The sequence below is a fragment of the Klebsiella sp. K5-306 genome, assembly GCF_051835185.1.
Lineage (GTDB): Bacteria > Pseudomonadota > Gammaproteobacteria > Enterobacterales > Enterobacteriaceae > Klebsiella > Klebsiella oxytoca.
This window is the reverse complement of sequence record NZ_JAIFJY010000009.1, coordinates 1-22,545: the sequence shown is the minus strand read 5'-3', so window position 1 is coordinate 22,545 and position 22,545 is coordinate 1. Positions and strand designations below refer to the sequence as shown.

Annotated in this window: 20 protein-coding genes and 1 pseudogene; 11 read left to right on the top strand and 10 right to left on the bottom strand. The window is 54.1% G+C overall.

Annotated elements, in window-relative coordinates; translation table 11 throughout:
• The first annotated feature begins 78 nt into the window (after positions 1-78).
• Positions 79-1,221 (top strand): alpha/beta hydrolase, encoded by a 1,143-nt coding sequence (locus K2184_RS14925; RefSeq protein ID WP_004102018.1) that lies wholly within the window; start codon positions 79-81, stop codon positions 1,219-1,221.
• A gap of 60 nt (positions 1,222-1,281) precedes the next feature.
• On the opposite strand, the gene ykgR is transcribed toward K2184_RS14925, so the two are convergent.
• On the bottom strand, positions 1,282-1,383 hold the full coding sequence (ykgR, locus tag K2184_RS14920; RefSeq protein WP_004102022.1) for a small membrane protein YkgR: 102 nt from the start codon (positions 1,381-1,383) through the stop codon (positions 1,282-1,284).
• A 198-nt stretch (positions 1,384-1,581) separates the two neighbouring features.
• On the opposite strand from ykgR, the gene K2184_RS14915 reads away from it, so the two are divergent.
• Together K2184_RS14915 and K2184_RS14910 are read left to right on the top strand one after the other, a co-directional pair.
• Positions 1,582-2,007, top strand: a complete 426-nt coding sequence (locus tag K2184_RS14915; protein WP_004102024.1) for a hypothetical protein — start codon at positions 1,582-1,584, stop codon at positions 2,005-2,007.
• Between the two features lie 5 nt (positions 2,008-2,012).
• Positions 2,013-2,573, top strand: a complete 561-nt coding sequence (locus tag K2184_RS14910) for an RNA polymerase sigma factor (protein WP_163524989.1) — start codon at positions 2,013-2,015, stop codon at positions 2,571-2,573.
• A gap of 99 nt (positions 2,574-2,672) precedes the next feature.
• On the opposite strand, the gene K2184_RS14905 is transcribed toward K2184_RS14910, so the two are convergent.
• The 5 genes and pseudogenes from K2184_RS14905 to K2184_RS14885 all read right to left on the bottom strand — a co-directional run bounded on the left by K2184_RS14905 (position 2,673) and on the right by K2184_RS14885 (position 8,803).
• Entirely contained in the window at positions 2,673-3,290 is a 618-nt protein-coding gene (locus K2184_RS14905; protein WP_023329693.1) for a TetR/AcrR family transcriptional regulator, read from the bottom strand.
• An 11-nt stretch (positions 3,291-3,301) separates the two neighbouring features.
• Positions 3,302-6,409: a multidrug efflux RND transporter permease subunit gene (locus K2184_RS14900; RefSeq protein WP_163524940.1), complete on the bottom strand. Its 3,108-nt coding sequence runs from the start codon at positions 6,407-6,409 to the stop codon at positions 3,302-3,304.
• Between the two features lie 16 nt (positions 6,410-6,425).
• Positions 6,426-6,848 (bottom strand): hypothetical protein, encoded by a 423-nt coding sequence (locus K2184_RS14895; protein ID WP_004102033.1) that lies wholly within the window; start codon positions 6,846-6,848, stop codon positions 6,426-6,428.
• A gap of 127 nt (positions 6,849-6,975) precedes the next feature.
• A pseudogene (locus K2184_RS14890) lies at positions 6,976-7,426 on the bottom strand (nuclear transport factor 2 family protein).
• Between the two features lie 51 nt (positions 7,427-7,477).
• On the bottom strand, positions 7,478-8,803 hold the full coding sequence (locus K2184_RS14885; protein WP_024274168.1) for a glycoside hydrolase family 10 protein: 1,326 nt from the start codon (positions 8,801-8,803) through the stop codon (positions 7,478-7,480).
• Between the two features lie 268 nt (positions 8,804-9,071).
• Here K2184_RS14885 and K2184_RS14880 point away from each other — a divergent pair, with 268 nt between their 5' ends.
• The gene (locus tag K2184_RS14880; protein ID WP_023320946.1) at positions 9,072-10,592 is read left to right on the top strand and encodes an EAL domain-containing protein; all 1,521 of its coding nucleotides are present in this window, start codon (positions 9,072-9,074) and stop codon (positions 10,590-10,592) included.
• A gap of 136 nt (positions 10,593-10,728) precedes the next feature.
• Positions 10,729-11,328 (top strand): NADH:ubiquinone reductase (Na(+)-transporting) subunit E, encoded by a 600-nt coding sequence (nqrE, locus tag K2184_RS14875; protein ID WP_004102040.1) that lies wholly within the window; start codon positions 10,729-10,731, stop codon positions 11,326-11,328.
• 152 nt (positions 11,329-11,480) lie between these two features.
• Here the strand turns inward: nqrE and ivy are convergent, their stop codons facing one another.
• Positions 11,481-11,921: an Ivy family C-type lysozyme inhibitor gene (gene ivy, locus K2184_RS14870; protein WP_163524938.1), complete on the bottom strand. Its 441-nt coding sequence runs from the start codon at positions 11,919-11,921 to the stop codon at positions 11,481-11,483.
• 443 nt (positions 11,922-12,364) lie between these two features.
• On the opposite strand from ivy, the gene K2184_RS14865 reads away from it, so the two are divergent.
• Complete coding sequence (locus K2184_RS14865; RefSeq protein WP_004102044.1) at positions 12,365-12,910, top strand: YfaZ family outer membrane protein; 546 nt, start codon at positions 12,365-12,367, stop codon at positions 12,908-12,910.
• 74 nt (positions 12,911-12,984) lie between these two features.
• On the opposite strand, the gene K2184_RS14860 is transcribed toward K2184_RS14865, so the two are convergent.
• On the bottom strand, positions 12,985-13,146 hold the full coding sequence (locus tag K2184_RS14860) for a YqaE/Pmp3 family membrane protein (RefSeq protein WP_004102047.1): 162 nt from the start codon (positions 13,144-13,146) through the stop codon (positions 12,985-12,987).
• A gap of 319 nt (positions 13,147-13,465) precedes the next feature.
• Here K2184_RS14860 and K2184_RS14855 point away from each other — a divergent pair, with 319 nt between their 5' ends.
• A complete protein-coding gene (locus tag K2184_RS14855; protein ID WP_004102052.1) occupies positions 13,466-13,693 on the top strand; it encodes a hypothetical protein in 228 nt (75 codons plus the stop codon).
• Positions 13,694-13,775: 82 nt separating this feature from the next.
• Here K2184_RS14855 and K2184_RS14850 read toward each other — a convergent pair whose 3' ends face one another.
• Positions 13,776-14,660 carry an SDR family oxidoreductase gene (locus K2184_RS14850; RefSeq protein WP_004102064.1) on the bottom strand — a complete coding sequence of 295 codons (885 nt, stop codon included), beginning with the start codon at positions 14,658-14,660 and terminating at the stop codon, positions 13,776-13,778.
• 114 nt (positions 14,661-14,774) lie between these two features.
• The gene (locus tag K2184_RS14845; protein ID WP_004112983.1) at positions 14,775-15,302 is read right to left on the bottom strand and encodes a GNAT family N-acetyltransferase; all 528 of its coding nucleotides are present in this window, start codon (positions 15,300-15,302) and stop codon (positions 14,775-14,777) included.
• A 144-nt stretch (positions 15,303-15,446) separates the two neighbouring features.
• On the opposite strand from K2184_RS14845, the gene treZ reads away from it, so the two are divergent.
• The 4 genes from treZ to K2184_RS14825 are packed head-to-tail and all read left to right on the top strand — an operon-like array spanning position 15,447 to position 22,349.
• Positions 15,447-17,234: a malto-oligosyltrehalose trehalohydrolase gene (treZ, locus tag K2184_RS14840; protein ID WP_163524934.1), complete on the top strand. Its 1,788-nt coding sequence runs from the start codon at positions 15,447-15,449 to the stop codon at positions 17,232-17,234.
• Entirely contained in the window at positions 17,231-19,777 is a 2,547-nt protein-coding gene (gene treY / locus K2184_RS14835) for a malto-oligosyltrehalose synthase (protein ID WP_163524932.1), read from the top strand. Before treZ ends, treY begins: the two co-directional genes overlap by 4 nt.
• Before the next feature lie 2 nt (positions 19,778-19,779).
• The gene (gene glgX, locus K2184_RS14830) at positions 19,780-21,855 is read left to right on the top strand and encodes a glycogen debranching protein GlgX (protein WP_017145885.1); all 2,076 of its coding nucleotides are present in this window, start codon (positions 19,780-19,782) and stop codon (positions 21,853-21,855) included.
• 59 nt (positions 21,856-21,914) lie between these two features.
• Positions 21,915-22,349, top strand: coding sequence for a nuclear transport factor 2 family protein (locus K2184_RS14825; protein WP_024274173.1), 435 nt, complete (start codon positions 21,915-21,917; stop codon positions 22,347-22,349).
• Positions 22,350-22,545: the final 196 nt, after the last annotated feature.

The following is a 22,545-nucleotide window of genomic DNA, read 5'->3' as shown; positions in this document are numbered from 1 at the left end:
AAATGACCCGCTTCATTGAGCTGGTATTCAGGCGCCAGGGTCTACACTAAGTGCATCCCCATTATGGAACAGGATGTCATGACTTATTCCCTCTCAAAAAAATTCCTTACCGCCACCTCTGCGCTGCTATTGCTTTCCATGAGCGCTGTTCCGGCTAGCGCCGCTACCGACAGCACCGATGCCGTCTCTCCGCTCAGCGCGGAGAACGGGTTAAGCGAAGCGGCTAAGCAATATTTTCTGCGTTATCCTTCCCACAGCGGCGTGAACGGTAAAACCGCGCGCGAAGATACCGCGGCGGTCTTTATTCCCTTTGGCGCCACGCCGGAAGGGGGATGGCCAGTGGTGGTCTGGGCTCACGGTACCGTTGGCGTGGCGAATCACTGCGCGCCGTCGTTAAACCCGCGCAGCGATCGCGATAAGCAGTATCTGAACACCTGGCTGTCGCTGGGCTATGCGGTGGTCGCGCCGGATTATGCCGGTCTGGGCTCGTCCGGGCTGCACCACTATCTGAACGCCCGCGGCGAAGCGTGGAGCGTACTTGACAGCGTTCGCGCCGCCCTGAAACAGTTTCCGCTCAAAAATGAACTTATTCTGGTAGGACAGTCGCAGGGGGCGCATGCCGCCTTCGCCAGCGCGGGCTATCAGCCGCAATATGCACCCGAGCTTAATATTCGCGCAACGGTGCTGACCGGTACGCCTTATTTTGAAAAAGGGACCACCGCAGCCGACATTCTTCCGCCGGCAGGCGGCAAAGCGCCGAGCGGCGGCGATCCGAAAATTCCGTATATTTTCTATATTTATCTTTCAGCTGCCGACAGCAACCCGCAGCTCAATCCCGCCGACTATTTCCAGGACAAAGCGCTACCGCTGCTGAAAGAGGCGAACCATTTATGCATTACGCCGCTTAACGATGAGGTGATGAAGGCCGGTCTCAATGCGGCGAATGCCCTCAAGCCGGGAGTGGATTCGCTGTTAAACGCCAGCGTAGAAACCATGCTCTACCCGACGCTAAAAATCGATCATCCGGTATTTATCGGTATAGGCAGCGTCGATATCAACGTACCGACGGCGATGCAAAAACGCTTTGCGGATGCGGTCAAAAGCGCGGGAACCCGGGCGGACGTGCATATTTATGAGGGGCTGGATCATAGCGGAACGGTTAACCCGTCATTGCGCGACTCGGTGCCGTTTTTGATTAAGACGCTCAACGATAAGCGGTAATGGCGAGGGTCGATGAGCCGCCCTGAGCGATGGGGCGGTTCAGCGCAGGTATGACGTCGATTACCAGTATTTGGGGATCAGATAGCCATACATAACGACCGCGACAACAATCATCAGCGTAATAATTGCCCAGTCTGCTTTTAATGATTTTACTGCCTTCATAAGTTCCTCTTTTTTCGATGAATCACCGGGTAACGTTACCGCCGCCGCCCGCACCGAAAGGTGATGAAGATCACACAATAACATTTGTCGTACAAATAAAGTGTGTCGATTTTTAAATATTGTTAGCAATATTTTGTCCGCTCATTCGTCTACCTCTGCACAGGTTACTATTCACAAGCGTTATGAGGTATACAAAGCATGAGAGATTTCGACAGGCGCGAGCAGCGCCATCAGCACCGTTTTGGTGACCACAGAATGGCAAAACCGCTTCTCATCGGCGCGGCGTTAATCATCGTTCTCGGGCTGCTGGTCATGTCGCTATGGAATGCGCTACTGCCCGCTATCCTTGGGGTAAAGAGCATCGGCTTCTGGCAGGCGATAGGTCTTCTGGCGCTGTCGCGGATCCTGTTTGGCGGTCTCGGTTTTCGCCCGGGAATGTTCGGTATGGGACAGGCGCGGCGTCGAATGCATGAACGCTGGATGAAGATGAGTCCCGAGCAGCGCGATGAGTTTGTACAGCGCTTTGGTCATCGCGGGCATCGTGGCCACTGCGGCTGGCGCGATCGTCGTAGTGAAAATGCGCCGCAGCAGGAGCCTGCGGTGAAAAATACGGATCCCGAGTGAGCGCAATGAAAAACGGCATCGCGACGCCATCGCGGCTGATTTCCGCTCTCGACGCCTGCCGGACGAAGCTGAAGGCGTTTATTCGCGCCCGGATCCCGCAAAGGGATGAGGCGGACGATAACCTGCAGGAAGTGACTTATCAGCTGATCCGCGTCGAGCAACCGGTGGAGAATATTGCCGCCTGGCTGTTCCGGGCCGCGCGAAACGAGATGACCGACAGGGCGAGAAAAAAGCGTGAGCTGCCGCTGGCTGGCGATTTCAGCGAGGAAGAAGAGGGTGGCTTTCCCGAGGATGAGCTGGCCGAGACGCTGTTTGGCGTTGCGCAAACGCCGGAGGAGGCGTATCTGAAAACGCTGCTCTGGGAGGCAGTAAACCAGGCGCTCGCGGAACTGCCGCCCGCCCAGCGCGAAGCATTTGAGAAAACCGAACTGCAGGGCTACAGCTATCGGGAGTTGGCCGAAGAGACCGGCGCAAGCGAGCAGGCGCTGCTGTCGCGTAAGCATAAAGCGGTACTCTACCTGCGAACCCGCCTGCGCGCGCTGTATGACGATCTGCTCGCCGATTAGTCTTTCTTCGGCCTCTGGCGCGGGGCCGAAGACCTGGTCTTTATCCGCTTAGCAGAATAAGGGCGGCGACAGGCCTGAAAGTGGCTGCGTAAACCTGGATTATGGCCGGTAGCCCCAGGCCTTGAGAAAGACGGTAATCGCGCATTCCGCGAGCTGTTCCAGCTTCTCTGGCTCCACCGCTTTTTGCGCAATTAAGGCCCCCGGCAGCGGATAGCCCATAATCGCGCCGAGAAACGCCGTTGCTTCGAGCTCCGGATCGCTGATGGTCAGCAAACCTTCGTTTTTTTTCTGCGCCAGTATCTCGCTCAGTGCCTGCAAAACGCGCCCTGAGGGGCGCTGTTCGAGCGTGACGTAGAGTTCGGGCTTTTGCACCAGCACCTGGATCAGCAGGCGTTGAAAGTGAATATTCTCCGGCGCATAAAAGTGCGCTTGCACCACTTTCGCAAACCCGCGCAGCAGCGCGGGAAAATCCTGCTGACGCTCCTGCAAAAGCTGGCGCAGAGGCGGCTGCATGGTGTCATTGAGAAACGCAAATGTCTCCAGCAGCAGCGCGTCTTTACCGCCGGGGAAATGACTGTAGAGCGTCGGCCGCGAGGTTCCCGCTTCGGCGGCAATCGTATCCAGCGACACATCAAGCCCGTGCCTGAGAAACAGCTCGCGGGCGGTTTGTAAAATGCGTGGGCGGGCTTTCATTGGCCGCCCGCGTTGATTTCCCATCAATTGAGTCCTTACCGTTTGCGCCCTTTAAGGCGCATCATTCCTTGCTGTACCAGCAGGAAAAAGAGTGGAACGAAGAGCAAGGTCAGCAGCGTCCCGGTGAGCATACCGCCGATCACCGCGGTGCCAATCTCTCGTTGGCTGGAAGCGCCGGCACCGGTAGAGAGTACCAGAGGGATAACGCCGACAACAAATGCAAGTGAGGTCATAATGATGGGGCGTAAGCGCAGACGAGCGCCCTCCAGCGCCGCGTCGGATAAGGTTTTTCCTTGCTGAAACTGCGCCAGCGCAAATTCAACGATCAGAATCGCATTTTTGGCGGAAAGCCCCATGGTCGTCAGCATACCGACCTGGAAGTAGATATCGTTTTCATATCCGGCGAGCAGCGACGCGCTCACGGCCCCCAGAATCCCCAACGGCACGATCAGCAGTACGGCGACCGGAATCGACCAGCTTTCATACAAGGCGGCCAGACACAAAAACATAAAGGCCAGCGAGGCCAGATATACCCATAGCGTTTGCACTGAAGAGGCCTGCTCCTGCCAGGACAAACCGCTCCATTGCAGATCAAACCCACTCAGCGTGCCCACCAGTTCGGCCATTTCCGCCATCGCCGAACCGGAGCTGACGCCCGATGCCGCATTGCCCTGGAACTGCACGGCTGACAGTCCGTTAAAACGCTGAAGCATCTGTGGCCCGGTGGTCCAGCGCCAGGATGAGAAGCTGTCGAAGGAGGCCATGTTGTTGCTGTCGCCGCGGACAAACCAGGCGGATAAATTTTCCGGCGTCGAACGCCAGGCTGCGTCTCCCTGCATGTACACGCGCTTGACGCGCCCGCGATCGATAAAGTCGTTAATGTACACGCCGCCCCAGGCCGCAGAGAGAGTGCTGTTTATCGCGGCCTGATCCAACCCCTGGGCCTGCGCTTTCTGTCTGTCAACATCGACCTGCAGCTGCGCCTTCTCCTCCAGGCTGTTAATGCGCACCGCATCCAGTTCTGGCTGTTGTCTGGCGGCAGCGAGCAGGGTGTTTTGCGCCTCGATGAGCGACGGGCTGCCGTTTTGCGCGCTATCCTGTAGCCAGAGTTCAAAGCCGCTCGACTGCCCGAGCCCGCGCACGGTGGGTGGCGACATCACGCTGATGCTGGCCAGCCGGGAGGTTTTAACAAAGTACTGGTTCGCCCGGGCAATGATCGCCTGAGCGCTGTTCTGTTCTCCGGGACGCGCATCCCAGTGCTTGAGTTCGGCGAAGGCCATGCCGACGTTCTGCCCGCTGCCGGCGTTATTTCTGCCGGTAACCATAAAGATGACGTTGAGGTTATTCTCTTCCTCGCTCATGAAATAGCGGCTAATTTCCGCGCCGACCTCTTCGGTCATCGACATCGGCGAGCCGGAGGGAAGCGTAAACTGAACCATCACCGCGCCCTGATCCTCTTCCGGCAGAAAGCCGCCAGCCAGTTTCTGATACTGCCAGAGCATCAAAAACGTCAGCGCCAGGGCCAGCAATACAAAGCGGAAGGGGCGGACCGCTATCCGCCGGAGAATCGCCAGGTAACGATTCTGAGTGGCGGCGACGCCGCGGTTGAAACCGGAGAAGAACGGCCCTTTTTTAAGATTGCCGGGTTTGAGCAGATGGGCGCACAGCGTCGGCGTCAGGGTCAGTGCGACCAGCGCGGAAAGCACCATCGCCGAAACGATGGTCACGCTGAACTGCCGGTAGATAATCCCCACCGAGCCGCCGAAAAACGCCATCGGGATAAAAACCGCCGAGAGTACCAGCGCGATGCCAATCAGCGCGCCGGTTATCTCATTCATCGAGCGCAGCGTGGCTTCAAGCGGGGTAAGATCCTCTTCCACCATCAGGCGTTCAACGTTCTCCACCACCACGATAGCGTCATCAACCAGCAGACCGATTGCCAGAACCATCGCGAAGAGGGTGAGCGTATTGATGCTGTAGCCCAACAGGCTAAGGATGCCGAAGGTACCGAGCAGGACGACCGGCACCGTGAGGGTCGGGATCAGCGTTGCCCGCCAGCTCTGGAGAAAGAGATACATGACCGCCACCACAAAAAGAATCGCCTCAATCAGCGTGCGCACTACGCTTTCGATAGAGACCGTCACGAACGGCGTGCTGTCGCGCGGATAAGCGGCGACAACGCCCTGCGGAAAGCGGGGCGTCAGGCGTTCGACTTCTGTCCGGATCTTCTCCGCCGTCTCCAGCGCGTTGGCCCCGGAGGCCAGCTGAATTGAGATTCCGGCTGAGGGGAAACCGTTGAGCGTGGTTTGGTTTTGATAGTTTTCCGCGCCGATCTCCACCCGGGCGACATCGCGCAGATAGACCACCGAGCCGTCGCTGTTGGTGCGCAGAATAATGTTTTCAAACTGTTCGGGATGCTCAAGGCGGGACTGCGCGGTGACCGTCGCGTTCAGATACTGCCCCTCCAGCGTAGGCAGTGAACCAATTTCGCCGCTGGTGACATGAGAATTCTGCGCCTCGACGGCGGCCTGCACATCGGAGGGCATCAAACCGTAGCTGGTCAGCTGCAGCGGATTGAGCCAGATGCGCATCGCGTACTGGGCGCCGAAAACGGTCGTTTCCCCCACGCCTTCCACCCGGCTCAGCGGCTCCTGCAGGGAGCTAACGAGAAAGTCGCTGATATCAAGGCTGGTTAGCGTTCGCGTTTGATCGTACAGGGCCACCACCATCAGGCTGTCACCCTGTGACTTGGTTACCGTAAGGCCTTGCTGTTGCACCTCTTGAGGCAAACGCGTAATGGCCTGATTAACGGCATTTTGTACCTGCACCTGCGCCATATCAGGATCAATGCGTTGATCGAAACTGAGGCTAATACGCGCCTGGCCTGCTGAACTGCTGCTGGAGGAAAAATAGAGCAGGCCGTCGATGCCTTTAATCTGCTGCTCCAGCACCTGGGTCACGCTGTCTTCAACGGTTTCAGCCGAGGCGCCGGGGTAGTTGGCGGTGACGTTGACGCCGGGAGGAGCAATATCCGGATATTGTTCAACGGGCAGGGTCAGCAGGGCGAAAGCGCCGGTCGCCATAATACAGATGGCGATGACGGCAGCAAAAACCGGGCGAAACACAAAAAAGCGAGCCAGCATCGTTATGCACCTACGGTCAGTTGAGGGATTCTTGTAGCGCAAACACGGCCGGCGGTTCGCTTAGCCCGGAGGATGGGGGAAATGCCGGCGTGGGTGGAGCCGGTAGCGCCGCATCCAGCGCCCTCGACAGAAAAAAGCGGCTGATTTCAGAACATGCAGTCGTACGCTGGTATTCACCCCACAGAAAGTCATAGGTCTGAATACTGAAAATATTCTGCTGCAGTAAAAAATGCAGATAGCGTTGGCGCTGCTCCGCCTGCTGGCTAACGAGCAGGGCGTGACATAGCCTGGCCTGAGCCGGCTCATCTACACGTGAACATGCCGCCTGAATCTGCTGATCCTGCGTAGCCAGACTCAGCAGTGAGGCCTTCGCTACGCAGGGAAGAAATGATAATCCAATGAAACAAAACAGCTTTGCCCATTTTCCTTCGTTGAACATCCGCCTTACCCCGTCAGTTTATTTACTTTACAGTAAAGTAAATAAACTGTTTAAACAAGTGCCCATCTGTACGAAGCGAAAATGGGTAAAGCGGAGGGAATGATGAGCAGAGGAGCTCTGCTCAGGCTCAGAACATGCCGTTGCCGCTGGCGGTTTTCTGCGGAACGTTCTGGGTCACGTCCCAGTGCTCAACGATTTTATGCTGTTCATCAACGCGGAAGATATCGATAATCGCCCGCGTCACTCCCGGCTCGCGACCGGTTACCTCCACGTGGAGGTAACCGGTCGCCGTCGACAAAGGCCTGCTTGATAACGCTGCGCGAGTCGGGATATTTACTCTTCAGGAAGGCGATAAACTGCTGAAAGCCTTCAACGCCGTCTTTCGCCATCGGGTTATGCTGTATGTAGCGGTCTCCGAGATAGGGCCTGGCGGCGGCAAAGTCCTTGTCATTTAACGCTTTGTTATAAAAATCAATGACGTTCTTCTTATTCAGCTGTTCGCTTTCACTGTTGCCCGCAAAAACAGCGGGCGACAGGGCGCAAAACAGGGAAAAGGCGATGAGCGATTTTTTCAACATACATCCTCCGGCGGTGATTGTAGTAACAGGCATCTGGCCTGTCAGGGGGAATCAGCCTCCCCAGCGGCCTTTGAGGTAGTTAACGGCCTGCTGGGTCTGCGGCTGATTAAGGTAATTCTCTCTGAACAGAATAGTGCCCTGAATTTGCGGCATGGATTCATTCAGATCAAGCTGCTTTTTCAGCTCCGGCACGCCGCCGCTAATCATCCAGTCAGGCTCGCTCTTTGACGGTTCGCCAACTTTGTACAGCGCCACGCCGATATAAAGCCGGGTGTGGGTAGGCTTCACCACCTCAGCCCACCACTTTGCCAGCACATCGTAGCGCGCGGCGTCGCGGGCGAAGGGCCAGTAAATTTGCGGCGCGATATAGTCCAGCCATCCCTGCTGAACCCACAGGCGGGTATCCGCGTAAGACTCATCGTAGGCCGCCGCGCCGCGGGTATCGGACCCGGACGGATCGTGAGAGCGATTGCGCCAGACGCCCGCCGGGCTGACGCCAAATTCTACGGCGGGGTTCAGCTGCTTGATAGTGCGGGAAACCTGCTCAATCAGCAGCTGGGTATTGTGCCGCCGCCAGTCCGCTTTGGCAGCAAAGCCCTGGCCATACTGCTGGAACGTCCGATTGTCGTTCAGCTTCGACCCCGGCGTTTCGGTATAGAAGTAATCATCGAACTGGACGCCGTCTACCGGATAGCGCTCTACGACCTCTGCCACGATGCTGGTGATCCAGTCGCGCACTTCCGGGATCCCCGGGTCGAGAACGAAACGGTCTCCGGAGGTACGGATCCACTCCGGATGCAGGACATAGACGCTGGCGGGAAACTGCGAAAGGGTACTGTTAAGCTCGGTGACGGTTTTGGGGCGAGTATTGACCGAGACGCGATAGGGGTTGAACCATGCATGAACGCGCATGCCGCGCTTATGGGCTTCATCCAGCATAAACTTTAACGGATCGTAGCCCGGGTCCTCGCCGATTTTACCGGTCAGCATATCGGACCACGGCAGGATCTTCGACGGCCAGAGCGCGGTGCCATCAGGTTTCACCTGGAAAAAAACGGTATTGATACCGAGGCTTTTTAAATTATCCAGCTTGGCAATCAGCGCCTGCTGCTGCAGGGCGATGCGGCGATCGGCGGTAATGCCGCCGTTCACGGATTCCAGCGGCGGCCAGTCGAGGCGCGAGACGGTTGTCAGCCAGACGCCGCGCACCGGCTCGTGGTTTTTGGGTAACGTCGGCTGCTTTGTCGCGGGCGGCAGCGGCGTGACAAGAGAAACGGGCGGTTTACTGCCGCAGTGCGACAGCAGCAGCGCTGCAGCGATAGCTACGGCGGATGCTTTTACTTTTTTCAGGATGCTATTACGGGAGTGAATCGTCATATTTGCCAGCATTTCTGGTCAGCGCACAAAGAAGTCATTTTCGTATTATTCTACTTTAAGTCAATAATTTAGCCATAGACAGCGCCGCTTTTGCCTCAGCAAATTTCGCAGCCAGTCGTCTGCGCCATCACGCAACGGCTGGCCATGATATATCATTGATATGCATTAAAACTTGATCGGTTCAGGGCGAGTTTAAAAAGGATTTGTTAAAATCTGGCCAAACAATTGACCGCCGGCCCCCGATGGCGAGTCTAACTGGATTAGCATAATGAACTACTCATCGTCACGCCATCGTCTGTGGATAATCCTATTTCTCATGGCATTAATCAGTCTTGGCACCGGTCTTTGCTACTGGCAGATGCAAAAAAAGGTGGATAAGGATATCCAGTCACGGCTGCAGCAGGCGATAGCCAGCCTTGATGTGACCGTTTCCCACGCCGAACAGGCCGCCGACCTGGCGGAACCTTTTATGGGAAAAAACTGCAATGAGAACGTCCTGACGGAGCTGCGCACGCTGGTGGCGACCATTCCCGACGTGCGCTCGGTAAATTTAGGGCGGGATAACGAGATCTACTGCACTTCGGTTTTTGGCGGACGCAAATTTCAGTTTGATAGTACTCAATATACCCAAGGGTCGTTGCAGTTATTCCAGGGGAACGATATTACGCCGTCTCATCCGTTAATGGTGTATAGCGAACAGGACGACCGGGGGAATACCACGCTGATAGGTATTGATGGCTATTATTTATACAATATTTTATCCGTTCTGGATGGCGATGCTCATCTGTATCTTCAGGTTGGTAATCGAGTAATGAACCGCAAAGGGGAAGTCACCACGACGCCGAAGATCAAAATTCCCGTGCGTCTGACCTCTGAGCAATTTAATTATTCGGTCATTGCCGATCGCGGCTTTGCCTCCGGCGCAGTCGCATTTATCCGCTATGAACAGCATACCCTCATCGCCATTCTTCTCGCTTCCTTGCTGCTCGCCTTTTTGTTCAGAAACTATCTCCGCTATCGGCAGACGATTGAGTACCAGCTGAGGAAGGCGATCGAGCTGAAGCAGCTCAAACCGTATATTCAGCCGATAATTAACGATGAGGACGGCGCCATTATCGGCGGCGAGGTGCTGGTACGCTGGGAACATCCCAAACAGGGATTTATTGCGCCGGATAAATTTATCTCCGTTGCGGAACAGACCGGTTTGATTAAAGACGTGACGGCGATTTGCTTTGCGGAAGTAAGCCGACAGCTCCGTCGCCAGCAGTCCCTGCTCCCTAAAGGACTCTTTATTTGCTTTAACACCAGCTCGGTTAACTTTCAGGATGACGAAATAGTCCAACTCTGCCAGACGTTTATCCAGGAGCTGAAAGAGGCGGAAGTTCGGCTCGTCCTTGAGATAACCGAGCGGGAGTCGATTGAAAATACGCTGCAAACCTCGGAGGTGACGGATAAGCTGCGGCGCATCGGGATTCAGTTTTCGTTGGATGATTTCGGTACCGGTTACGCAAACTACAGCTACATCCAGCAGTTTAATCCTGAGATTATAAAAATCGATAAGGTGTTTACCTTCAATATCGTCACCAATAATGCTTCCGCGCTGGTGGTCAAGAATATGGTGAATCTGGCGAAGAAGTTTAACTGTCAGATTATCGCCGAAGGCGTGGAGGATAAGGAGCAGCTGACAATGCTCAGGAATATGGGCATCGCTATTTACCAGGGCTACTACTTCTCACAACCGGTGCCGGTTGGCGAGTTTATCAAAATGCTGCCACGTTCATTTCGCTAGTCAGGAAAGGGCTGGTTTGTTCGATCACAAACAGGAAATTAAAAGGTGATCGACTCGGCAAAACCGAATCGTAATTTCCTGTTTCACCTGAAAATTTGTCATCATTGAGGAACAACTCAACAACACGGAGGTTGTCTTGTTCGAATCTCACCTGAATATTTTTATCCGCGCGGTTTTCGTTGAAAATATGGCGCTCAATTTTTTCCTTGGCATGTGTACTTTTCTCGCTATTTCCAAAAAGATCGATGTCGCATTTCGGCTCGGGATCACCGTGACGGCGCTGCTAGCCATTGCGACGCCGATTAACAACCTGATTTATCATCACCTACTGAAAGAAAATGCTCTGATTGAAGGCGTGGATCTCAGTTTTCTCGATTTCATCACGTTTATCGGCGTCCTTGCGGCGCTGGTGCAGATCCTGGAGATGGTGATCGACAAATATTTCCATGCGTTAAACCATGCTTTAGGGCCGTTTCTGCCGCTGTTGACCATCCACTGCGCCATTTTTGGCGCGACCATATTTATGGTGCAGCGTGAATACAGCTTCCTTGAGTCGCTGACTTATGGCACCGGATGCGGTATTGGCTGGACGCTGGCGATTGTGGCGCTGGCTGGCATTCGCGAAAAGCTGAAATATGCCAATATGCCGAAAGGGTTACGCGGATTAGGCAGCGTGTTCATTACCGCCGGACTCATGTCGCTGGGCTTTATGTCGTTCGCCGGTATTTCCCTGTAAACAGAAGTCGGGAACCATGAGAGAGTGCGTCTGGCCTGACGAAGTTTTACCGAAATTCTGCCGTACACCTTTGGGCGCGCACGGCAGAAGAGGGCGCTGGCGGGCGATGAACGCGCGTCGCGGGTTCATCGCACCGGGCTTGCTGGCGGATTTCAGGGGTAGTTGAAAGCCTCTGGATGGTTTTCCAGACTGCCGCTCAGGGCTGCAAAGAGTACCGTTTTCCCATCGATGGATAATGGATCGCTAACGTTAAGCCAGGTCAGCTTTTCCTGGGATGTCTTATCGTCAACGGTGGAAAAAACTCCGGACATTTGTCTGGATTTTTCCGACCACAGCACCGCGAGCCTCTCCGCAGCGCAATCGTGAGGTTTGCAGACGCTGAGCACCTGATAAATATCCTCGCCAAGCTTTACCGTACGCGCGGGCGTGGTCGTGCCGCCTGAACTGACCCAACCGGGCAGGTGATGTCCTTTGAGCATCTGATTAAACGCGGCGGGCTCCTTTTTGGCGAGGCTGTTCAGTGTAATATCGTCCTGTGCCATAGCGTTTGCTGACGTCGCCAGAATAGCCAGCGCGGTAAACATTTTAAGCATAATAATACTCCTGTGATCTTTCCGATTCCGTTTAACGCCTGTTAATCATGGCTCTGGTTGGCGGTGAATGCAAATTTGCTCAGCTGGCTTCTCTATATTCCGCAAATGGTCGGAAAGTGGTGATTTCATTTCTTATGGTTTTGTAAAAAAGAATGTCACTATAGAATGCGAATTACTTATAAAGCATATAAAACCGGCAGTGATTATTACTATCGCGAGCTTTTATTCAACATTTTCGTGCCGTTGGTTGAATCACCATTAAGATAACGCGTCAATAATGGCTCAATCACGGTGCTTATTCGCTTGACCGCTAACGTATAATAGAATCCAGACTATTCTGCTGTTATTTTTCGGTAAATTATTGACGGTGTCATTTCACAAAAGAAAATTTGATCGCCGGCATCGCGCTTGTTAAAGTTCGCGCCACTTTTCAGGAGGGTATGATGAAAAAGACTCAATTCATTATCGCGTGTTCTTTAATTATGGCTTCAGGCTCTGCCCTGGCAATGGGTTTTACCGCTGAGCAGGGGAAAAACTTTACCAATCTTAATATGGAAATCGGTAAGAGTTCTTCCGGCCTGTATGCGGAAAGTAACTGGATTAAAAATACTCACGACGGAAGTCAGCTTGGCGGCGTCGGCGTTGGCTACAATCTTGCGCTGGGTCCGCTCACGGCGAATATTGGCACAAAAGCCGTATATCTCGGGCCGAAGAAAGGGGACAACGGCGTCGCCTTCCCGATTGGCGGCGGCATCGATCTGGCGCTGACTGACAGTATCCATCTGTACGGCGAAGGATATTCCGCGCCGGAAGGGTTAACTAACAGCGTTAAAAATTACGTCGAAGCAAATGGCGGAATTAGCTGGACGCCGCTGACGCCGCTGACTATCAAGGCTGGCTATCGACACGCGAGCGTTGATGGAAAAGATGGCCGCCCGGGACATACCATCATTGATGGCGCTTACGTAGGCGCTGGCGTGACTTTCTGATATGACGGTCGGGAGCGTGGGCTCCCGACATATTACTGAGCACTGAGAAAATCTCAAAAGGCGCTTTCAGATGCTTAGCTGTTTTTGGTCTGTACCCAAAAAGCGTGAATGAGCCCTGGAATGTAGCCGAGGATCGTCAAAATAATATTGAGAATAAACGCCCAGCCAAACCCTTTTCCCAGCAATACTCCCAGCGGGGGTAGAATAATCGTTAAGACAATTCGCCAGAAACCCATAATATCTCCCTGTGTTGTTAGCTAACTTAATACTATTTTAGTGGCTGACGGTATTTTTGCAAATTTTAGCTTTTTAAATCATAAGCCTGCTAACTTTTCTGAGTTTCAAATACTACATATTTAATAAATTTCAAAGCGCTAATTTACGCCAGATATCTATATGGGATTATTCCAGGTTATTGCTTAAATTATGTTCTTCAAAGCTCAGTGGAAAATTTGTACGGAAGAGGGGGGAATTACGCGCAATGATAGCCTGCCGGGTGGGGTAAATTGCGCTACACTGCCCGTCCAGGGGATAAGATATTGACGGCGGGGTTACATGGACCACATCGTTCTTCAAAAGGTCATCGCCATCTTTCTGATGGTTTGGTGGGGTTGGGATATTCTGAGAAGAAAAAAGAAAAAGCAGAACCCCGATCCCCTTATTGCGCAGGCAAACGCTGCGGAGCGCTATCAATGGCGCTACTTGCGTTGGGGATGGCGGCTCTTGCAATTCGCCTGTGGCGGGTATTTGCTGATAATGATGGTCACCTTTCTGTTACGCTAGCGCTGGCAGGTGATAAGAGAGCCGCTACCGCGGCTCTTTTGCTGACCAGGCACGTATCCGGAGGAGTTGCGCGCCAGCTCTTTTAGGCTACGCCGGTACCGCCATCTGAGCACCAGACCTGACCCGAAGCGTAGGAGCAGGCGTCGGAAGCCAGAAGGACGTAAAGCGGCGCAATCTCAACCGGCTGTCCCGGTCGGCCAAGCGGCGTATCCTCACCAAATTTTTGCACCTTCTCCTGCGGCTGGCCGCCGCTCGACTGCAACGGTGTCCAGTAAGGGCCAGGGGCAACGGCGTTAACGCGAATACCGCGCGGGCCAAGCTGCTGCGCCAGGGATTTAGTAAACGCCACGTTGCAGGCTTTGGTCTGGGCGTAATCCAGCAGAATCTCGCTGGGTTTAAACGCCTGCACGGAAGAGGTATTGATGATAACCGCCCCCGCAGACAGGTGACGGAGGGCGGCTTTGGTTATCCAGAACGGCGCATAGACGTTGGTTTTAAAGGTGGCATCAAACGCAGCGGTGCTCAGCTGTTCAATGGATTCGCAATACTGCTGTCTGCCGGCATTGTTCACCAGAATATCCAGCCCGCCCAGCTCGGCTACCGCTTTTTCAACCAGGGTGTCGCAAAAAGATTCAACCCGAATATCGCCGGGAATGGCGACGGCTTTTCGTCCCTCGGCCTGAATCAGCGCGATAACGGCAGCCGCGTCCGACTCTTCTTCCGGCAGGTAGCCGATGGCGACATCCGCGCCTTCACGCGCATAGGCGATAGCGACAGCGCGGCCAATACCTGAATCACCGCCGGTAATAAGCGCTTTTTTTCCCGCGAGCTTCCCGGAGCCGATATAGCTGGTCTCACCATGGTCGGGAAGGGGCTTCATTTCAGATGCCAGCCCTGGAGCCTGCTGCGGCTGCTCAACAAACGGCGGAAGAGGATAATGTAGCGATGAATTATTTCCTGTTGTCATACCGGCCTCCTGATAAATGAAATTTAAGATTAGCCAATCGTTGTGATTGAGCGAGCAAAAAGCGTAAACCAGGAATAATTAACTTTGTAAAACCAGGAATTATTTACCTGACAATTAGTTCAACATGTAATACCAGAACAGCGCAATTTCATCTTTTTCCGCTAAAGCGTTGTAGAGATATCGATCGTATCCTCCAAGAGTAAAACCATAATTTCGATAGAAGAGGCAGGCGGGCACGTTAACGTTCTGCGTCTCAAGTTTTAATCCAGCAGCGTTCATACTGCGCGCCCAGATATGGGCGGCGGCCATGAGCTTGTTGGCCGCGCCGGCTCTGCGATGTGAGCTTTCAATGGCAATATAATCGACGGAAATAAACCTGTTCCAGCTCAGGGATGCGGTGATAAAACCGGCCACCTGTCCCGCTTCGGTTTCGGCAATCAGGAATATTGCATCCGGATTAATACAGTGGTTTTCCAGCGTCTGGATATCCAGCTCATAGGTTTTATTATAAGCGCAGGGAAGTGTCTCAATTTTCAGATCATTATTGATGAAAGGGCCTCTGGCAACCTGGCTGACCGTGAAGGAAAAATCACAATATTCGAGGCGAGCAAGGTCGGAATTTAATCCTTTACGAATCTGCATAGCATTCCTTATTTTTTAGCGATTTATTAATGATAGACAACGTCGTTAAAAATAACAGTCAGGTCATCAACAGCGCATTCGTCCAAACCTGGGCTAATCTTATATTTCATGCTGCATTTCCTGCAGGTCGTTTGAGGACATTGAATGGAATCCATATCGTTTAAAAAGCATTGGGGGGCGGAATTCATTTCCGCGGATATTGTCCGCTTTCGCGTCTGGGCCGAAGGTCAAAAGTCGATGACGCTTAGCCTGAGACACCGGGATATTGCGATGGAAGCCGTGGGAAATGGCTGGTTCCAGATCGATGTCCCTGGCGTTAAGCACGGGGATGAATATCAGCTTCGTTTAGCCGACGGCCGCCTCATTCCCGACCCGGCCACCCGCGCGCAGCGCGATGATGTCAATGGCCCCTCAGTAGTGATCGATCCCCGACGCTATCAACCGGTTAACCGTGACTGGAAAGGGCGTCCCTGGGAAGAAACCGTGATATATGAACTTCATCCGGGCACCTTTACGCCAGAAGGCACCTTTGTCGCCGCTATCGAAAAGCTTCCCTGGCTGGCAGAGTTGGGGATCACCCAGATAGAGGTTATGCCGGTGTCTCAGTTTGGTGGTTCGCGCGGCTGGGGCTACGACGGGGTACTACTTTATGCCCCGCACTCAGCTTATGGTATCCCGGCGGATTTTCACGCCTTCATTGATGCCGCTCACGGGTTAGGGCTTTCGGTGGTTCTCGATATCGTGCTGAACCATTTTGGTCCGGAAGGCAACTATCTCTCTTTGCTGTCGCCGGGCTTTTTTCATCAGGACCGAATGACCCCCTGGGGTAATGCCATTGCCTATGAAAACGAGGCCGTGCGTCAGTATATTACCGATGCGCCGCTGTTCTGGCTTACCGAGTATCAACTTGATGGGCTGCGCTTTGATGCTATTGACCAGATTGAAGATCGCTCCGCCCGGCACGTGCTGATAGAAATAGCCGAGAATATCCGCGCGGCTATACCCGACCGCCATATTCACCTGACGACGGAAGATAGCCGTAACGTGATTTTCCTTCACCCGCGCGATGAAAACGGGCACACACCGCTGTTTACCGCTGAATGGAATGATGACTTCCATAATGCCGCGCACGTTTTCGCGACCGGTGAAACCCATGCGTATTATCAGGATTTTGCGCATCAGCCGGCAAAGAATGTCGCTCGGGCGCTGGCGGAAGGATTTGTCTATCAGGGGGAGGTCTCTCCACAAACCGGGCAACCTCGCGGCGTCTCCTGCGCCGTTCAGCCACCGCAGTTCTTTGTCGACTTTATTCAGAATCACGATCAGACCGGGAACCGAGCCCATGGCGAAAGGCTTATCTCCCTGGCCGGCGCTGAGAAAACGCGCGTGCTGCTTGCCGCATTGCTTCTCTCTCCCCACATTCCCTTACTGTTTATGGGCGAAGAGTATGGTGAAACCCATCCTTTTCTATTTTTTACCGATTTTCAGGGTGCTCTCGCCAAAGCGGTAAGAGAAGGGCGGGCAAAAGAGTTTGCCGGACACGCAGGGCATGATGCCTCCGTTCCGGATCCGAACGATCCTCAAACCTTTATCCGCTCTAAGCTCGACTGGCAGAAGGCGGCAAGCGAGGAGGGGAAATCCTGGCTGCGCTTTACCCGCAACCTTATCTTACTGCGCCATCGCTATATCGTCCCGCTGCTCGCGGCAGGGGGCACCGTGGAAGGCAGGATCCTGCACGCGGCGGCGCATGCGCTGGCGGTGAGCTGGCGCTTCCCCGACGGGACGCTCTCCGTGGCGCTGAATATCGGCGCGGACCCCGTGACGATGCCGGAGATACCGGGAGAGGTCATTTTTAGCTGGCCGGAGCGGCAGGAAGCGTTAACGCCAAACAGCATTGTTGTCCGTTTTGCACATGGAGAAGCTTCATCATGATCCCTTCCGCAACCTACCGTATTCAATTCCGTAATGGTATGACCTTCGATCGCGCGGCGGCGCTGGCCCCGTATCTGAAAGCGCTGGGTATTAGCCATCTTTACGCGTCGCCGATATTTACGGCGACCACCGGCTCCACCCATGGCTATGATATTACCGATCCAAACGAAATCGACCCGGCTATTGGCGGGCGCGAAGGGTTTGACCGGCTGGTAAAGGCGCTGCGGAGCGCACAAATTGGCCTGATTCTGGATATTGTCCCCAACCATATGGCGACCTCTCTGGAGAATCGCTGGTGGCGGGACGTCATTGAACAGGGTAAGCACAGCGCCTGGGCCAATTATTTCGATATTGACTGGACGCGTCCCGTTACGCTGCCGTTTCTGGGGGATACCTTTGAGGCAGAGCTGGAGAGCGGGGCGCTTGAGCTTAAGCGCGATCCTGAAACGGGGAAACCGGCGTTCGTCTATTACGACCAGGCCTGGCCGCTGAATCCTGAAAGTCTGGCAACAGGTGAGCAACTACTAACTTCGCCGGATCGCGACGCGATTGTGGCGCTGCACGAGGCGCAAAGCTGGCGGCTGATGTCGTGGCGGGAAGCGCCCAGACAGCTCTCCTGGCGGCGCTTTTTCGAAATTACGGGCCTGATTGGCGTCAGGGTCGAAGAACAGGCGGTATTCGACGATACCCACCGTCTTATTCTTGAACTGGTACATGCCGGTATCGTCGATGGTCTGCGCATCGATCATATCGATGGGCTTGCCGACCCATTAGGGTATTTGCAGCGTCTGCGCCAGGCCGCCGGGCCAGAATGCTACATTACGGTGGAAAAAATTCTTGCGAAAGGCGAGCAGCTTCCCGCTGATTGGCCCGTCTCCGGCACCACCGGATATGAGTTTATCGCTTCGTTGGCTGAAGTGCTGGTGGATGACAATAATCTCGACCAGCTGCAGCAGGTGCATGACGAAGCGCTCGGCGGCGCGGTAGATCGTCACCAGGCGCTGCGTGAGGCGAAAGGGCTGATGGCGGATCGCAACTTTGAGGGCGAATTTACCACTTTGTTGAGGCTGGCCATCGAACTGGCGCAGCGTAATAGCATGGAGGTTGAAAGCGAAGCGCTGCGCCACGCATTACGTGAACTGCTGCTGGCCTTTCCGGTATATCGCACCTACGGTACCGCTGAGGGGATGAGCGCCGAGGATATTACGCTATTAAACCGGGTCGTCGATCGGGTTAACGCTCGGGAAAACCGCCCCGATCCAAGGGCCCTTGAGGTCATTATCGCTATCCTGACCGGCAATTTACAAACAAGTAGCCTCGATGCCGCCTCGCTTTTCAGGACCCGTTTTCAACAGCTGACTGGGCCGTTAATGGCTAAATCGGTCGAGGATACGCTGTTCTTCCGCCATAACCTCGATCTGGCGCTGAATGAAGTCGGCGCGGATCCCACGCCGCGCGCTTTCTCGCTTTCTCGTTTCCATCAGGAGATGCGTATTCGCCTTGCTCGCCAGCCCGACGCGCTGCTGGGCACTTCGACGCACGACACTAAACGCGGGGAGGATGCGCGCGCCCGTCTGTATACCTTAACGGAAGCTCCGCAGCTGTGGGCGACCAATCTTGCGCGCTGGCGTCAGATGAATCAAACCCTGGTGCGTTTTTTGAACGACGGTACGGCGCCGAACGCGGCAGATACGTGGATGATCTATCAGGCGCTCGCCGGCGTGTGGCCTGCAACGTTGCTGCCTGACGATAGCGCAGGGCTGAAAGCCCTCGAAGAACGTTTTCTCGCTTTTATGGAAAAAGCGCTGCGCGAGGCTAAGCAAAGAACCGATTGGATCGACAGCAATGAAAGCTATGAAAGCGTCGTACTGAACTATGTTCAACAGCTGTTTTCTGCTGATAACGCGCTGTTTCTCAATGATTTTTACACCTCCCTGCAGCCTTTTGTCCGTGCCGGTCTGGTGAACAGCCTTAGCCAGACGGTCATCAAACTGACTGTGCCCGGGGTACCGGATATTTATCAGGGGAGCGAGGCGCTGAACTTTAGCCTCGTCGATCCGGATAACCGCCGTGAACCTGACTTCGCCGCCCTGGCACAACATCTTGATAGCGGAAGCGCGGAACTGTTTCATCATGAAAGCGCATGGCGAGACGGACGGTTGAAGCAATACGTCACCGCTTCGTTTCTCAGATTAAGGCAGCAGCATTCCGCGCTCTTTCATTATGGTGACTGGGTACCATTAAAAGTCGCGGGTGAAAGAGCAGATAATTTTATCGCCTACGCGCGTATCAAAGACGAGGAAGCCCTCATCGTGGTGGTTCCTCGGCTGGTGTTTGACGTGGCGGCGCACGGGTTGGTCGAGTCATCGGCGCAGGCGCAACTGTGGGGCGAGACGGCAGTATCGCTCCCGGAAGATCTGGCCGGAAGGCGTTATTGCGATGCATTAACCGGTGAAAGCCGTCTGGTAGAAGAGACGCTCGATCTGGCGTCAGCAACCGGGTGGTTATTGACACTTATTAGTGAAAAGGAACGTGGGGAATAACAATGTCAAAGGAAAATGCTTTTATCATACGGCCAGGCCACGGCCAGCAGTTGGGGGCTAATTTCGACGGGAAGGGGGTGAACTTCGCACTGTTTTCAGCGCATGCTGAACGCGTTGAGCTGTGCTTATTCGATCCTTCCGGTAAAACCGAAATAGCCCGGCTTGAACTGCCTGAATATACAGATGAGATCTGGCACGGCTATGTACCCGATCTGCAGCCCGGCGCATTGTACGGTTATCGGGTTTACGGACCTTACGATCCGGAAAACGGTCATCGCTTTAATCCCAATAAATTGCTTATCGATCCCTACGCGCGGGAGCTGGAAGGCGATGTTGAGTGGAACGATGCACATTTCGGCTACGAGTTGGGCCATGAGGAGAGCGACCTGAGCTTTGATAGTCGCGATAGCGCGCCCTATACGCCAAAATGTAAGGTTATCGACCCGGATGCCTTCGACTGGCAGGGGGAAAACCGTCCCAATGTCCCCTGGCCGAAGACGGTTATCTACGAAACCCATGTCAAAGGTTTTACCCGGCTTAATCCGGCGCTTCCTCAGGAGCTGCGCGGCACATTTGAGGGGCTTGGGCATCAGGCTTCCGTCGATTATATTAAAAGTCTGGGCATTACTTCCGTCGAACTGCTCCCCATACACTGGTTTCCCGATGACCAGCATCTGCTCGATCGGGGGCTGAAAAACTTCTGGGGTTACAATACGCTAGGCTTCTTTGCTCCCGCTTCCCGCTATTATGGCCCTGAAGGTATAGCGGGCTTTCGCAACATGGTGCGCGCTTTTCATGATGCCGGCATCGAAGTGATCCTTGACGTGGTGTATAACCACACCGCGGAAGGCAATGAGCTGGGCCCGACGCTCTCATTTAAAGGTATCGATAATTTCTCTTATTACCGGACGATGCCGGATCAGCATCGTTATTACATTAATGATACCGGGACCGGGAATACGGTGAATACATCGCATCCCCGGGTGCTGCAGATGGTTATGGATTCGCTACGGTACTGGGCGCAATCGATGCACGTTGACGGCTTTCGTTTCGACCTCGGGACTATTCTTGGACGCGAGCCAGAAGGCTTCGATCCGCGAGGCGGTTTTTTCGATGCGGTAACCCAGGATCCGGTTTTATCGAAGCTTAAACTGATTGGTGAGCCGTGGGATATTGGCCCCGGCGGCTATCAGGTCGGCGGTTTCCCGCCTGGCTGGGGCGAGTGGAACGACAAATATCGTGATACGGTGCGGGAATACTGGAAGGGAGATAACGTCTCCAACGACTTTGCCGCCCGCTTACTGGGCTCGGGCGATCTGTACGATTTACGCGGTCGTCGTCCGTGGTCCAGCGTCAATTTTATTACCGCCCATGACGGCTTTACGTTGAACGATCTGGTTTCATATAACGAGAAGCATAATGAAGCCAACGGTGAGGACAATAACGACGGGCACAACGATAATCGTTCCTGCAACTATGGCGAAGAAGGCCCAACGGAAAATCAGGATATTATTGCCGTCCGTGAACGCCAGAAGCGTAATTTTCTGGCAACGTTATTTTTCTCCCACGGTACGCCGATGCTGTTGGCCGGCGATGAGTTTGGTCGTTCGCAGCAGGGCAATAATAACGGCTACTGCCAGGACAGCGAGATTTCATGGTTCAACTGGGAAGCGCAGTCTGAGCGGGATCGTGCATTACGAGACTTCACCCAGCATCTGATTGCACTGCGCGCGGAGCAACCGCTTTTACGTCGTGAAAGCTGGCGCGACGGACTCGAAATACGCTGGTTTAACGCCGGCGGCGGTTTGCAGCAATCAGAGCAATGGGATGAGGGTTCGACCTTAGGCCTTGCCATCAGTCGGCCCGATCTTGAGAAGGAGGAGGGCATCTGGCATGACGTGCTGATGCTGTTCAATCCCTTTGAAGGCGATGTTCCGTTCCAGATCCCGCAGTTTGGCGAAGGCGGCTGGGTTCTCGAGCTGTCGACCGCAGAGGAAAAAACAGACGGCGCGATTATTACCGAGACGATTGATTTTGTTCTCGCCGGGCGCAGTATTGCGCTATTCAGACGGCCTTAGCCTACAAGACAACCCGGCGCAGATGGCCGGGTTTTTGTCATGTTGAAAAAGAGGTAATAATGTTCGATCCCGTAAACCTGCAATTGTTTGAGTTAATTTGCCACCTGGAAGTTAGCCTGCATCAGGCATCAACACGCCGCAGCGCGCAGCTTTTGCAGCAGTTGTTGCATGACGAATTTCTGGAGATAGGCCGTAGCGGAGAACGTTACGATAAAACGCAGACCGTAGCAGCATTAATTAACGAGGACGTGGAGGCCATCACTGCTTACAGCTTTCAGTTGGCTTTACTAACCAAAGATTGCGCGTTGCTTACGTACCGCAGCGAGGTTATCGATTCAGACGGACGCGCTGCTAAAAAAACGCTTCGTTCGTCAATCTGGCAGAGGAGCCATATTTGTGCAAATCATCAGGAATGCTGGCAGCTCAGATTTCACCAGGGGACGCCAGTGAAAGAAGTTCAGGAAGAAGAGCAGGCGAGCAAGACGGCGAATTAAGAACCAGGTGTACAGGCGTTAAGCTTCGAAAAGTCCATTTAACATAATATACATTATGCGCACCAATGATGTCAGCACAAAGCGTTATTGTCGTCTCAGCACAATTCACACGCGTCGTGTACGCTAAGCCTTCATTTTGCTCAGCACAGGACCGCGATCTTATGTTGGTGACTATGACAGACAAAGAACTTTACCG